Source organism: Lelliottia sp. WB101, from assembly GCF_003051885.1.
Classification (GTDB): Bacteria; Pseudomonadota; Gammaproteobacteria; order Enterobacterales; family Enterobacteriaceae; genus Enterobacter; species Enterobacter nimipressuralis.
In genome coordinates this window covers 1,202,520-1,216,841 of record NZ_CP028520.1, presented here as the reverse complement: position 1 = coordinate 1,216,841, position 14,322 = coordinate 1,202,520, and the positions used below count along the sequence as shown (strand labels likewise).

General features: G+C 57.4%; 8 protein-coding genes. All 8 read right to left on the bottom strand.

The features are described 5' to 3' along the window. Positions 1–142 precede the first annotated feature (142 nt). The 8 genes from dctA to bcsR all read right to left on the bottom strand — a co-directional run bounded on the left by dctA (position 143) and on the right by bcsR (position 14,317). Positions 143–1,429 (bottom strand): C4-dicarboxylate transporter DctC, encoded by a 1,287-nt coding sequence (gene dctA / locus DAI21_RS05660; RefSeq protein ID WP_100778496.1) that lies wholly within the window; start codon positions 1,427–1,429, stop codon positions 143–145. Positions 1,430–1,588: 159 nt separating this feature from the next. Then, the gene (hmsP, locus tag DAI21_RS05650) at positions 1,589–3,595 is read right to left on the bottom strand and encodes a biofilm formation regulator HmsP (RefSeq protein WP_233210367.1); all 2,007 of its coding nucleotides are present in this window, start codon (positions 3,593–3,595) and stop codon (positions 1,589–1,591) included. A 119-nt stretch (positions 3,596–3,714) separates the two neighbouring features. Beyond that, complete coding sequence (gene bcsC, locus DAI21_RS05645; protein ID WP_107702664.1) at positions 3,715–7,212, bottom strand: cellulose synthase complex outer membrane protein BcsC; 3,498 nt, start codon at positions 7,210–7,212, stop codon at positions 3,715–3,717. Beyond that, positions 7,194–8,300, bottom strand: coding sequence for a cellulose synthase complex periplasmic endoglucanase BcsZ (gene bcsZ / locus DAI21_RS05640; protein ID WP_102105272.1), 1,107 nt, complete (start codon positions 8,298–8,300; stop codon positions 7,194–7,196). The genes bcsC and bcsZ overlap by 19 nt, the downstream gene beginning before the upstream one ends. Positions 8,301–8,306: 6 nt before the next feature. Further along, on the bottom strand, positions 8,307–10,739 hold the full coding sequence (gene bcsB / locus DAI21_RS05635; protein ID WP_102105271.1) for a cellulose biosynthesis cyclic di-GMP-binding regulatory protein BcsB: 2,433 nt from the start codon (positions 10,737–10,739) through the stop codon (positions 8,307–8,309). 10 nt (positions 10,740–10,749) lie between these two features. After that, positions 10,750–13,368 carry a UDP-forming cellulose synthase catalytic subunit gene (bcsA, locus tag DAI21_RS05630; RefSeq protein WP_100778490.1) on the bottom strand — a complete coding sequence of 873 codons (2,619 nt, stop codon included), beginning with the start codon at positions 13,366–13,368 and terminating at the stop codon, positions 10,750–10,752. After that, positions 13,365–14,117 (bottom strand): cellulose biosynthesis protein BcsQ, encoded by a 753-nt coding sequence (bcsQ, locus tag DAI21_RS05625; protein ID WP_100778489.1) that lies wholly within the window; start codon positions 14,115–14,117, stop codon positions 13,365–13,367. Before bcsQ ends, bcsA begins: the two co-directional genes overlap by 4 nt. Positions 14,118–14,128: 11 nt before the next feature. Continuing rightward, positions 14,129–14,317, bottom strand: a complete 189-nt coding sequence (gene bcsR / locus DAI21_RS05620; RefSeq protein ID WP_100778488.1) for a cellulose biosynthesis protein BcsR — start codon at positions 14,315–14,317, stop codon at positions 14,129–14,131. Positions 14,318–14,322 lie beyond the last annotated feature (5 nt).

Below are 14,322 nucleotides of genomic sequence, written 5' to 3'. Positions count from 1 at the left end.
TTAGACCGCGTGTTCTGCGAAACGTCACGGCGAGAAGTGAAATATACCCGAAAAAAATCTTGTCGAAGTATGACAGGTATGAGCAGTTATTATGCGCAGGAGCCCGCTCCCCGACAAGGGTGAGCGGGCATAAGTGCTGAATTTATGAGGATAAACCGTGGGATTTGCTCTCTGGCACGCGGTTATTCAGCGTATCGTCGAGTTTTTTATGGTCCAGCTCTTTCACCCATTTCGCCACCACCACCGTGGCAACACCGTTACCCACCAGGTTAGTCAGGGCGCGGGCTTCGGACATAAAGCGGTCGATGCCGAGAATGAGCGCCAGGCCCGCCACCGGAAGATGCCCTACCGCCGAGATGGTCGCCGCCAGCACGATAAACCCGCTGCCCGTCACGCCCGCCGCCCCTTTCGAGGAGAGCAGTAGCACCACCAGCAAGGTGATCTGATGGAAGATATCCATGTGGCTGTTGGTCGCCTGGGCGATAAACACCGCCGCCATGGTCAGGTATATCGACGTTCCATCAAGGTTAAACGAGTACCCCGTCGGAATGACCAGCCCCACCACCGATTTACGGCAGCCCAGTTTTTCCATTTTATCGAGCATACGCGGCAGTGCGGATTCGGAGGACGACGTCCCCAGCACAATCAGCAGCTCTTCGCGGATGTAGCGGATAAATTTGAAAATACTGAAGCCCGTCGCGCGCGCAATACTGCCCAGCACCACGACCACAAACAGAATACAGGTGATATAGAAGCAGATGATCAGCTGGCCGAGCTGCACCAGGGTGCCGACGCCATATTTACCGATGGTAAAGGCCATCGCCCCGAACGCCCCGATGGGTGCCAGGCGCATGATCATATTGATGATGCCGAAAATCACCTGTGAGAAGCTTTCGATTACGTTGAAAATCAGCTGCCCTTTGCTGCCCAGGCGGTGCAGGGCAAAACCAAACAGCACGGCGAACAGCAGCACCTGCAGGATATTCCCGCTGGCGAAGGCGCCAATCACGCTGCCGGGAATGACATCCAGCAGGAAGGCGACAATGCCCTGGTCTTTAGCCTGCTCGGCGTAAACGGCGACGGCTTTCGCATCCAGCGTCGAAGGATCGACGTTCATCCCCGCGCCCGGCTGCACGACGTTGACAATAATCAGGCCGATAATCAGCGCAATCGTACTGACCACTTCAAAGTACAGCAGCGCCACCGCACCGGTCCGGCCTACCGCCTTCATGCTTTCCATGCCAGCGATACCGGTCACCACGGTACAGAAGATAACGGGCGCGATGATCATTTTAATGAGCTTAACGAATGCGTCGCCAAGCGGTTTCATTTGAGCGCCCAGTTCAGGGTAGAAATGGCCAAGCAGAATACCGATGGCAATCGCTGTCAGGACCTGAAAGTAAAGGCTTTTAAAGAGAGAGGTTTTCATAGGGTGTCCTTGGAAAGAAAAACCACAGGATTCTTATGGGTACAACTTTCCTGCGGCTTTAAAATAACACCCGTAAAACATGACAGAAATGAACTTAGATCAAATATGAAACATGAATGTTAAAAACTGTGTGCTGACTCGAACAAGCCAGCAACAAAGTTAGACATTTACGTAAGAATTGTCGCCCGTAAAGTAGCGTTTTTCGAACTCTTCCGCCGGAACGGCTCGGGCAAACAGGAAACCTTGTCCACTTTCGACACCCGCCTGCGCCAGCCAGTCGCGCTGGGCTTCGGTTTCGACCCCTTCGGCAATGACGTGCAGATTCAGGCTGCGCGCCATCTGGATAATGGCTTCCACCATGCTGCTGTCGTCCGGCAGGCCGTCAACGAAGGTTTTATCGATCTTCAGGACATCGACCGGCAGCGTTTTCATGTGCTGGAGCTGACGCAGACCGGCGTAACCCATGCCGAAATCATCCAGCGCAATGCGGATACCGGCGTTGCGCAGCGGTTTCAGAATCGCCACCGCTTCGTTTGGATCGTCGATGCGACGGCTCTCCGTCACCTCCAGAATCAGGGTGTCCGGCTTGATGCGGTAGCGGTTGATCAGCTCCAGCATCTCGGAAACCATCGTCGGATGCATTAGCTGTAGCGCCGACAGATTCACCGACAGCGGCATGTTGATACCGCGCTCCTGCCAGGCTGAAAGCTGGCGGCATGACTCTTCCAGCACCCAGTAGCCGACCGTCACCATCAGGCCGCAGGATTCGATGCGCTCAATAAGTCCCTCGGGCAGCTCCCAGGAGCCATCTGGCTGCATGACGCGCAGCAACGCTTCCGCGCTGGTGACGTCGCCCGTGGCCAGATTCACCTGCGGCTGGAGCCAGATCGCAAAGTGGTGATTATCGAGCGCCGTGAGGATATCGCTCTCTTCCGTCAGGCGCTGCTGCGCCTTCTCCATCTGCTCTGGCTCGAAGAACTGGATCTGATTTTTGCCTTTACGACGGGCGGTAAAGGCTGCCGAGAAGGCGCGGCGATAGAGTTGTTCTGCCGTCAGATCGCCATAATACATCGCCAGGCCAATGCTGGCGCTTGGGCGCAGCTGAATCCCCTGGATGGGTAGCCGCTCATTAATGACAGTGAGCACTTGCTGACCTAATGTGATGGCGTGCCACGGCTCTTTCACACCGTGGGCCAGAATCACAAAGTCGTAGCCGCTGACCTGCGTCAGTACCATGCGCGGCGCCAGCACCGATTTGATCTTCTCCACCAGCGTTAAGAGCAGCATTTCACGCTGGCTCTCTTTCAGCACGCCCGCCGTGTCCTGCAGGGTTTCACAGGCCACTGCCATCAGCGCGGTAGTCTGCTGGCGCGCAACGGTCTGCTCCAGCAGGGCCATCAGGAATGCCTTATTCGGCAAATCCGAGACCGGGAAGCGGGTCGCGTTGCTGTTGATTTCATCATGCTGGCGCATCAGGCGCTGCTGATTGATGTTGTAGCTCCGCACCAGCATGCCGATTTCATCGTCGTGGTGCAGGCGCGGCAGGGCAAGCTGGTGTCCGACCTGGTCCTGCGGGGCGAGATTGTCTAGCTCACGGGCAATTTTACGCAGCGGATGGACGATCAGCCGGTTAATGCACCAGGTGAGCGCCACGGTCAGGATCAGCGTCAAAAGTAAGTAAGTGGTTACTAACGTGGAGATCCAGCTCATGACAAACTTATGCATGCGATAGGCATCTGCCTGCAACACCAGATAGGCCAGCGGCTGCGGGTTCGCAGGGCGTTCGAGAGAATAGAGCGGGAGCGAAATCTGCACCGGCAGCTCAAACATCCGCATGATCATCATCGGCACCGGGCGTTCGGGAATAAAGCTCATCCGCAACGCCTGGAATTGATTGGGTAATACCACATCCGCGCGGCTGACGATCCCCGCAGGCTGAATGCGCTTGATGATGGTCTCTGCTTCGGGGATATCCCCTTTGAGAATGGCGGCGGAAAGCGGTTCACGGACCGAGCGGGCAATACTTTCCAGTTGCGAAGCCGTGTTGTAGCGATTCTGCTGTACGGAATGAAACAGCAAAATGACGCAAAAGACGAATACAAACACCATAGTGACGGCTGAGACCATCGCCATTTGTTTGATAGTTAAAGAACGGCTGACACGCAAATTGACTCTCCACAAAACCCGAAGCATAGGGTAACAAAGTGTTACCCTATTCCCGGCAGAGTATACCCGATCGCGACGATTTTAAGAGAGCCTAAGCGGTGGATTAAAGATAAATCCGGTTACCAGTCCGCGTAAGGGATCAGCGGTTGCGGAGGCAGGTCCATATCGCCCTGCCAGCCCTCAGCCGAGTAGCGCACGTAAATTAACGCATGACTCGGGGTGTAATCTTTCGCCTCCTGAATATCAACGCCCAGTCCGACAAACCAGTTTGAGGTCACGCGACGTTCGATAATCGCCCGCGCGGTATAACCGGTACCGGACGAGCTGCTGCCATTTTCCGGCTCTTTTTTGTCGGAATACATCAGGTTGTCATCGATATCGTAGTGATTATCTGGAATCAATCCCTGAATCGGGTAACGCATCCCGTCTTTGGTTTTGGAATGCGACCAGGAGACCGACCCGCCCAGCTCCCATGACCAGTTTTCGGTGCGTTTACGCCAGGTGACCGGCAGCGCGAAGGAGACATACTCCTGCGGGCTGTAGTAGCCGCCCTGTCCCAGAGAATAGGCACTCAAATCTTTGTCGTAATGCCAGAGCATATTCGACACGCCCACCGTCAGACGCTCGTTGTTGTCGTTGATAAGCTTATAGTAATAGCCGGTCATCCAGCGAATACGCCAGTTATCCTCGACGTTTTTGCCCTGCAAAGCGTCCATATTCAGGCTTGACCAGACGCCGTTCGCTTCGCCTTTGTCATAACTGACGCTGACGCCACCGCCGGTTGCGCGCACGCCGCCCCAGGTGGTTCCAGTGTTCGGGTCTTTTTGTCCGGCGAAAGCCAGCAGGGAGCTGGAGATCGGGCGACGATGGGCATTCAGGGTGTAACCGATCGGGCCGAGATCGTTGCTGTAGCTCAGGCCGCCGACCACATCGACGACGTCAAAGCCCATCGGCGTGGTGCCGATGTCCATCTCCCAGGTTTTGTTCTGCCAGCCAACGGCCACGCTGGCGCCGTTTTGTTTCTGGCTGGTGTTGCCGCTACACGGCGTCTCGTAACAGGTACCCCATTTCGGGTCGTAGGTGCCACCGTTGGTATCGAAGGAACCCGCGTCCATGTTCACCATGTCGCTTCGGAAGAACATCCGTCCGTCCGACAACGGCGCATCCACGTGCAGCATGGTGGTGTGCGCTTTCAGGTCGGAATACCCGCCCGTACCGCTGGAACCCCAGTAGTCGTGCTGCAGCGTGACGTTCACATCCTGCTGCTTATAGAGATCCGCCGCATCGCTGCGCACGCCGCGTTTCAGCCAGTCGTCTTTTTCGTCATTGCGCGTCAGACGGGTGAAGCTGTCGTTATCTTCAGGGCGTGACGGGGTGACGCCGGAGGCCACCATTGCATCTTTGTAGGTTTCCAGCGCCTGCTGCGGCTGGCCGCTTTGAGCCTGGAAGTTAGCCGCATCGCGCAGCACCAGCGCGCTTTCCATCGACGGCGGCTGCGATTTGGCCTGCGGAAGGATTTTGCTGTAGGTCTGCTGTGCGGCAGTCGTATCACCGAGATCGGCCTGCACCCGCGCGATACGACGCTGCGTGTTGATCGACGGCGCCTCACCGTTCTGCCCGGCGGGCAGTTTGGCAAGCTCAGCGCGGGCAGCGTCTTTATTGCCTTGCGCGATATAGACTTCCGTCAGGCCGAGCAGGGCGTCAACATTTTGCGGTTCGCGCTGCAGGACAGTGTTGTAGGCCGCAATGGCCGACGTGTTATCCCCGCGCTGCTGCGCCCAGTCGGCCAGCGTTAAATCGATACGTGAGGAGGCAGGCTGCTGGCGCAGCAGCGTTTCGGCTTCCCGCTCCTGGCCGCTTTCACGCAGGCGATTGGCGGTTTCCAGCACCTGATCGCTTTGCAGGCGGTTAGCCAGTTCCTGAATGTTGCCGCTCCACTGCGCGCGCGGCAGAGTGTTCAGGTGCGCAAGGGCCGCGCGATCCTGATTGTTACCCGAAAGATATAACCCGTAGGCATACACCTGCTCCGGATCGGCCGGTTTTTGGCTGGCCAGCTGGCGCATAAGCGTATCCGCCTGGCTGTGCTGTCCGGCACTGTAGAGGTCGCGCGACAGGCGATAGGTAATCCACACATCGCCCGGCGAGAGCGCCAGACGGCGGCGCTGAATTTCCGCTGCCTGTGCAAATTTGCCCTCGTTTTCCAGCTGTTCTGCCTGCTGGGATAATCTGTCGTTGGTCAGGCTGCGTTCGATATCGTCGATACTGCGACGCTGGCTGGCAGAGAGCGAACGGATAAACTGGTCGGCTTTTTCCGGCGATTCCGCGCGATAGATATTCGCCAGCCCGCGCACCGCGTTGCTGTTACCGCTGTCCATCCGCAGGGCCTGCCGGTAGAAACGCTCGGCGGCGGCGTTGTCTTTGCGCGCGACGGCGGCATCACCCAGCCCGAGCACCGCGTAACTGTCGGTGTTATCGATAGTGCGCGCCTGCTGGTAGTAACGTTCTGCCTGCGCGACATTGTTGGCTTTCAGCGCGGCATCGCCCTGCTGGATCAGCAGCCAGTAGCGGTTCACTTTCAGCAGACTGTCCCATTTCCCACGGTTATCACTCTGTGGATCGAGGGCAATGGCTTTTTCAAACTGTGCAACGGCGCGGGCACGATCGCCGCGCTGAGAGTAGGCCTGGCCCAGCGCGCCTACGGCTTCGCTGTCGGTGTGATTGGCGTTTACCGCCTGCTGGAGGTCAGATACCGCTTTATTGCCCTGTCCTGCCTCCACGGCGGCCAGCCCTTCGGCTTTGGCGCGAAACGCCGGATCGGCCAGCTGTTTTTGCTGAGCTTCCAGCTGCGAGCGGGCGGCAGTAACGTTATCGCCCGCGCTGAACACCTGCAGATAATCCTGGAGCGCTTTTACGCTGCCGGCGCTGACCGGCAGGTCTTTGATCTGCTGATACCAGATATCAGAGGCCGCATCGCGCCCGGCGTTTGATCTCGCCATCTGCCTGAGAACGGCAAAGCCCTCATCACGACGGCCGTTTTTGAATAACAGCTGGGATAACGAGTTCTGCAGCTCAGTGTTGCCAGGGCTGCTGAGGTTAATTTTTTTAAGCTGATTAATAGCCTCGTTGCTGCGGGCAGGATTTTTAGCCACCACGGTCCAGTATTCCGCCGCCAGAACGTCGTTCGGCGGATCGCCAGCGAAGATTTTATCGTAGGCGGCAATGGCTTCCTGGGTATGGCCCGTTGTGGCCAGCAGGCGCGCCTGCTGCAGATCCTGACGCCCTTCTGGGGTCGATAGCAGCATCGCGTTGCGCGACGATTTATAGGCGCTGGAACTGGGCGCAAGCCCTTTGAGGCGGTCTAACTCTTTTTGCGCCCCGGCGTTATCACCCTGACGCAGCAAATAGCGGAAACGCGCGGCGACCACATCCGGATTGTTGGGGTCGATCAGTTCAAGACGATACAACGACTGGCGAACCAAATCCTCGCGGTTGGTCGATTCGCCCAGGCGCACCTGTTCCAGCAGCTGTTGCTGCTGCGGAGAATTGGCGGCCTGCGCCAGCGGCATCAGTGTCAATCCAAGGGATAAACTGAGTAAACTTAATGAGAACTTGCGCATTCCTGGCCCCAGTCAGGGTGTAATTCACCCTTTGCGGTGAAACGAAAACGGTGCTGATCCCATCCTTGTCCAAACAGGGTCAGTACGTAGCTGTAATAGGCGTCGTTACCGGGAAAATGGTCGGCGACACGCTGACGTTGTACCGCTTGTGCATCGCGGTTTTGTAAAAACGGCAGCAGTGAGGCGGAGAAACCAACCGGGCCATTCCCCGTGGTTTTACCGCTGGCGACATCGACTTTCTCAGGGGGAACGCCTTTTTTTGTTGTTAGCGTCGCCATGGGTTTAAAACGCGCCAGCAGTCGTGCTTTCTGCGGGTCCCGGTCGTGCAACATGCCCGCCCAGAGATAGACGCGAATCGCATCGTAACTGCCGATAAACGTTTTTTCTGGCTTCAGTTGCCAGCCCTTATTTTTTTGATATTGCACCCAGTCGGGTGAGAACCCTTTTGGCGCGGTTTCCAGCAGCAGGCGCAAATTGGTTTCACGAAGCGTAGTCCAGGGTGCGCCAAAGCGGGTGAAATAGTTCGCCAGCTGCGGCGGGAGATAGCTTGGGTTAAAGCGCCAGGATTTCTCTTCGGCAAAGCCGACTTTGCCGGGCAGCAGCATCAGCCCCAGGCCCGGCACTTTTACCACCTCTTCACTGGCGATGCGCTTGAGCAGCGCTTTCCCGGTGGCGGTGTACTCTGGCGCTTTCCACAGACGCCCCGCCTCCAGCAGCGACCAGGCAATCCAGATATCGGCATCCGACGCTGAATTGCTGTCGATTACCGCCCAGGCGTCTTTCTCTTTCATTCCCCACAGCCAGGCGGGGAGATGCTGGCTCAAATCGCCCTGCGCGAGGTTGTCGCGCGTCCAGCCGAGCAGGCGATCAAAGGTCTGGCGATCGTTCGCCGCGAGGGCAAAAAACAGCGCGTAGCTTTGCCCTTCCGACGTACTGATTTTGCGCGCGTCACTGGGATCAATGACGCGCCCGCCTTCGCTGATATAGTCCTTTTTAAACTGCTCCCATGCAGGCCAGGTACAGGCGGCGCGAACGTTCGCCGCCGCCATTACCACCATAGCCATTACGCACCAGCGAAACCCTTTCATCACCGGTTACTCACGATCCGAATGCAGACGACGACGGCTGATAATGCGCAGCAGACGCCACATCACCCACGCGAGCAGCACGACGCTTATCGCCGCAAAGACTGCCAGCAGCACCGGATGGTTTGCCAGGGCATACCACATGCGCTCGAACCACGGCAGATGACCGACGTAGTAGACGTCACCCACGCGCAGGCTGTTCACGCCGGACTCACGGATCACCGCGACCGAACCAAACATCGCGGCGCGCTTACCGCTGTCATTCATCGCGCCATTCAGCAGCTCATATCCGCGCGGGCTGTCTGCCAGCAGGGCGATAACGCTGCGCTGATCGTTGTAAGGAGACTGGAAGCCGACAATCGCCGCCATCGGTCCCTGGGAGCTGATGTTGGTCTGAACGCTCGCTTCGCGGTCGGCCATATCCGGCATGATGCTCGGGAAGGAGGTCTGGCGCAGCGGTGTGTTCACCCAGGACTCGGTCGCATGGACCAGCAGGTCGATACGTTTATCGTCTTTCAGCTTATCCGGAATGGTGCCAATGAGCATGATATCGGCGTCTTTACCCTGAATCTGGCTGCCATCATCCGTCAACGTGACGTTCAGCGCCGGTAAACCGGTTTGTGCGCCAACGGACGCCATCGCATCGAGCAGGGTCGCCACCTGGCCTTCGTTAGGTGTTTTTGGCATCACAACGATGGTTTCAGAGAGGTCGGCCATACGGCTGAACGGGAAGCTGGCGTTAGCAAACGCGCGCAGATCCGGCAGCGCGATAAAGTGATAATACTTCGAGAAGTCGATGGTTGAGTCGTCGCCGATGACCACATGATTCGCGACCGGCTGGAAGGTGATGCAGTTATCCACCGAGCCGCCAGGCATTGGGTTCATGTACTGGAAATCAAAGCGTAACTGGTTCACCGCCCCGAGTTTCAGCGCCGGAATGGAGACGTCCGTTTTGCCGTCCAGCAGACCCTGAAGGACCGGCAGACGGAGCAACAGCTTGTTGGTGTCCTGGCTGCTGGTCAGCGGGAAGGATTGCAGGAACTGGTTGTTCAGGCTGATATCCATGCGCGAGCTGTCTTTGGTTGGCGGCGCGGTATAACGATAGTTCAGATTGATATCGATCCCGTTGCTGCGCAGGAGATAGAGATCCGGCGGCAGGTTCAGGGAGACGTTAATGGCGGATGGCTCAAGCCCGGTAGACTGGAGCTGCTCTTCATAGGTTTTCAGTTCGCCGAAGGTCACCGCGCGATCGGTGCGGATCCAGTTTGGCGCATCGTAAGGTTTACGCGCCAGCAGCGGTTTCACGTCGCCAATGGCGACGCTATTGCCACGGAACAGCACGTTCCCCTGGGCAATGCCTTTCGCCGCCTGGACCAGATCTTTATCATCGCGACCGAAGACCACTAACAACTTCACATACGGCTTATCCGGATGATTCATCATTTCGACGGTCGGGCCTTTCACCTCAGGGTGATCGCGCAGGAACGCCGGGCGTTTGTCGTTGGTGGCAAACACGATAGCGTTTCTTTCCGGCAGCTTGTCGAACAGTACCGGGAAACTCTGCCCGCGCCAGCCAGAGCGGGAGCCAAACCACGAGGTGACGATGGTCGCCGCCTGCTGTTGCGCCACATCCGGTGAACCGGCAAACACCACCGGCAGGTTCAGCTCGCGGTTATCGCGTGGATCAAAGAACGGAATCGGGAACGCGGAAAGGTCATTTTTGACCGCCAGCGTCTGGTAAGTCATGTTCAGGGAGGAGTTACGACCGACGTCCATCCACAGGGTGCTGCTGGCCGGGTTTTCGCAGACGTCGCGATAGTGGCCGACAAACTCGAGGCGCACGCGGTTAAAGTCGGTGATAAACAGCGGGTTGATCGGCACCTGCGCCAGGGTTTTCTTGCCCAGCTGTTCTTTGGTGACCGGCAGTACGCCCATCAGCTCATCATTGAGATAGACTTTCAGCTGGGACTGAATCGGCAGCAGGGACGGCGATGGGGTGTATTCCAGATTCAGCAGCGCGCTGGAGACCACTTCATCGCTGCGTATGCCAAATTCAACGCCGCCGTTCGGGTTGATCCCGCGCAAGATCATGCTGCCCGGAGGCGGCGCAATCTGCGCAAACGTCAGCTTCACGTCACGCGACGGAACGTTATCCGCAACAATAGGCGCATTCGCACCGTTCACGCCCGGCATCACCTGACCAACCGCCTGCGCGCCCGTCGGCGTTCCCGGCAGGGTGTTCCCCTCCGTTGGCTGATTAGGCACCACGTTTTCGGTTTGCCCAGGTGCTGCGGTAACCACCGGATCCGTCGCTTGCGCCACGACAGGCACGGTCGGCGCAGGGGTTTGCGTCGAATTTTCAGGCGCCGCCTGAGCCATCATTGCGGGCAGCGAACTCATCCCAACCGCCACAGCACATATCCAGGAAAGTTTTCTTTTCATCGCGTTATCATCATTGTTGAGCCATAACCGGGTCCGGTTGTTGTTTCGCCTCATCCCGCTCAGGGCGACGAGGGATAAACGACACCACCCAGGAAACCAGCGAGGTAAGTGAACGGAAAATTATTTTCACTGACGGCGGAGCGAATTCTGCAAGGTGGCGATAACCACGGAACCCCAACTTCAGAATATCCAGCAGACTTTCCAGCGGCTTATCTTCCGGGAAGCTATCCTGCCAGAGTGCCCACGTATCCGCGCGGGCAAAGGTACACTGTACAAAATCAATATGTTGCTTCTTGGTGAGCGGCATCAGCTGCAGCCCAACTTCATTGCCCAACACACGCACAACCTGCGTCGGGAATACGTACTCCTGCTGGCCGCGCTTGAGCAGCAATTTCACCTTCTGCCCTTCGAGCACTTTCGCCTGGCCGTTAATCTTGATGCCTAACCCCCCGTCGGAGAAGTCGTGGACGGTACAGGAGAAGAGATGGCCATCTTCACGGGCAATCGCCGCAGGCATGGAGATTTCGACGCGATGGGAGCGACGAACCTGCTTGCTCTCCACCGATACCGCCACCGCGCCGCCGAGAATGATCAGGTTGTAGAAGACCCATGCGAGGCTGACGAAGACCGTCAGCACTTCGTTTTCCGGGCCGTAGAAGTAGCGCCAGATCCCCACCATCACGCCGAAGATATTCAGCAGGACGAGGAAAATGTACGGGCGGGAGATCACCCAGTCGACGTACTCCTCTTCCACCAGCCCGCCTTTCGCGGTGACGTTGAATTTGCCTTTATGCGGGTTAATCAGCGCCACCAGCGTGGGCGGTGCGATATACCAGGCCAGCACCGTTTCATAGATTTCACTCCAGAACGAATGGCGGTATTTCCCCTGAATTTTCGAGTTAGTCAGGCTGGCGTGGATCATGTGCGGCAGAACGAACAGGGCAATCATCAGCGCCGGGGCAAAGATGATGTACGCGTGCAGCAGCAGGAAGGCCAGCGGTGCCGTCAGGAAGATCAGCCGCGGGATACCGGACAGGAAGTGGAACATGGCGTTGACGTAGCAGAGACGCTGCGCGAGCTTCAGCCCTTTACCCGTCAGCGGGTTATCGAGACGGAAAATCTGCACCATTCCTCGCGCCCAGCGAATACGCTGGCCAATGTGGGCGGATAACGATTCCGTCGCCAGCCCCGCCGCCTGCGGAATACGCATGTACGCCGAGGTGTAGCCGCGACGGTGCAAGCGCAGAGAGGTGTGCGCATCTTCGGTGACGGTTTCGACGGCGATACCGCCAATTTCATCCAGTGGTTTACGGCGAATCACCGCACAAGAGCCGCAGAAGAAGGTGGCATCCCACATGTCGTTCCCGTCCTGCACCAGCCCGTAGAACAGCGTGCCTTCGTTAGGCGTTTTGCGAAAACGCCCGAGGTTACGTTCAAATGGGTCCGGCGAGAAGAAGTGGTGCGGCGTCTGCATCATCGCCAGCTGTTTCTCTTTCAGGAACCAGCCCATGGTCATCTGCAGGAACGAGCGCGTCGGGACGTGGTCGCAGTCAAAAATCGACACGAATTCGCCCGTGGCATACTTCAGCGCGTTGTTGATGTTCCCGGCTTTGGCGTGCTCGTGCGTAGTACGGGCGATGTATTTCACCCCCACGCTGTCGGCGAACTGGCGAAACTCTTCGCGCCCGCCGTCGTCCAGAATCCAGATAGTGAGCTTGTCTTTCGGCCAGTCGATACCGAGAGAGGCGTAAATGGTGTTTTTCACCACGTTCAGATCTTCGTTATAGGTCGGAACGAAAATATCCACCGTCGGCCACTGGGCGGTGTCTTTCGGCAGCGGAACCGGCTGGCGATTCAGCGGCCAGACCACCTGGAAATACCCCAGCACCAGCACCACCCACGCGTAAGTTTCCGCGAACAGCAGGACCAAACCGCAGGTCAGGCTCACCGGGTCATCCCAGTTCAGCGTCGAGGTATAGCGCCACCAGATATAGCGACAGGAGACGGTCAGGGAGAGCACAATCAGCATCAGCGCCGAGAAGCGCCCTGGAATACGCCGCACCAGCAGGGCCACGCCCCACAGCAGAATCAGGAAGATAAACTGCGCCAGCGGATTAAACGGCTGAGTGATACAAAGCAGCGCCAGAATGAGCGAGAAAACGACGATCACCCCGAGAATAAAACGCCGCAAGCCGGGATGCAGATGCCCCAGCTCTTTATGCGAATCGAGATGGCTGGTCTGGTCGCTGAAGCGCTCAGGCAGTGTTTCCAGCCACTGATGGTAACGCCCGCGCACGTTCTTAAAGCGACTGTACGTGCGCCAGCGCGGTTCGGTTTTTTCGCGTTTCGCCTGACTGACGATAAGCCATAACGCCTGAATCGCGTAGCGCGCCGGATCGAGAGGACGCGGTCGATCAGGATCAAGATGCGGATAAAGCTCGCGATGGCGTGCACGAATACGCTGCCAGCGTGGATGTTCGAGTGGGATGAACATCCAGGCCAAAATCACCCAGAAGCAGCCCAGCGCGGCGCTAAAGGCAGACGCACCGTGACGGCGATAATTCCGGTAACGCTCGCTTAAGCGCGCGCTAACGGGCGGGATGAGGAGCGCGTTGGACAGCCGGCTCATAGGCCTCTCCCGGCAGGCTCCGGGCGTCCGGTATAGTGCAACAGGCACCAGTTCGCCAGAGTGAGGATCTCTTCCGCCGCCAGAGAATCGCTGCGGTATTCGCCGAGCGGCTGTTTGGATGCCATGCACTCGGCGATGGCTTCATCGCGATGAATGACCATCGGCAGCAGACGACGCTGGCTTTGCAGCCAGACCTGGTAGAGATCGTCCTGAATTTGGCTGTTCAGACGTAAATCGTTGATCAGAATATGCGCTCCGTTCGGGAGCACCTGCTGATGCAGGCGAACATGGCAGTTGGCATCCGCGTTCACAATCGTCAGCGTGTGATCGCAGTGTTCGATTAACTGGCGGGTGAGCGGTGAGAAGCCGCTTGGGAGATCGAGCAAAATCCACTGGTAGTGGCTTTTTTCCTGTAACAGCTGCAATGCATCGGCAAAATAGCCCAGCGTGCCATAGCGGGTGTAAATGGACTCTTTTTCGCTGGCGGTCAGCTGGCCGAACGGCAGGATATCGAGCTGCGACGTGTAACGTTGTGCGGTGTCTCGCCAGTCGCGACCGTCGAGCAACGCCCGCGCCCAGCCATCAGAAGTGTCAAAGTCAACGTTAAAAGACATCCGCAGCAAATTATCGGGACAGGCATCAATAACCAGTACCGATTCGCCTAATATCTGTAATGACCATCCCAGCGCTGCTGTTATTGACGTCGTGCCAACACCGCCACGAATGCCCTGTAATCCAAGTATGGCCATCAATGGCTCCCTTATTGTTGACGGGCAAATTCAGCTAATAATGGCCAGCGTTTAATCGCCGCTGCCAGCTGTTCTCGCTGTGAAATATCGGTGTAGTCTATTTCAGGCAATGAGAAAGCCTGGCTTAACGCCAAAAAATCATTTTGGAATGTGTACCCAAGGCCAGAATCAACCGGCGTTGTTGGTTCGTTATTATGCATTTTAG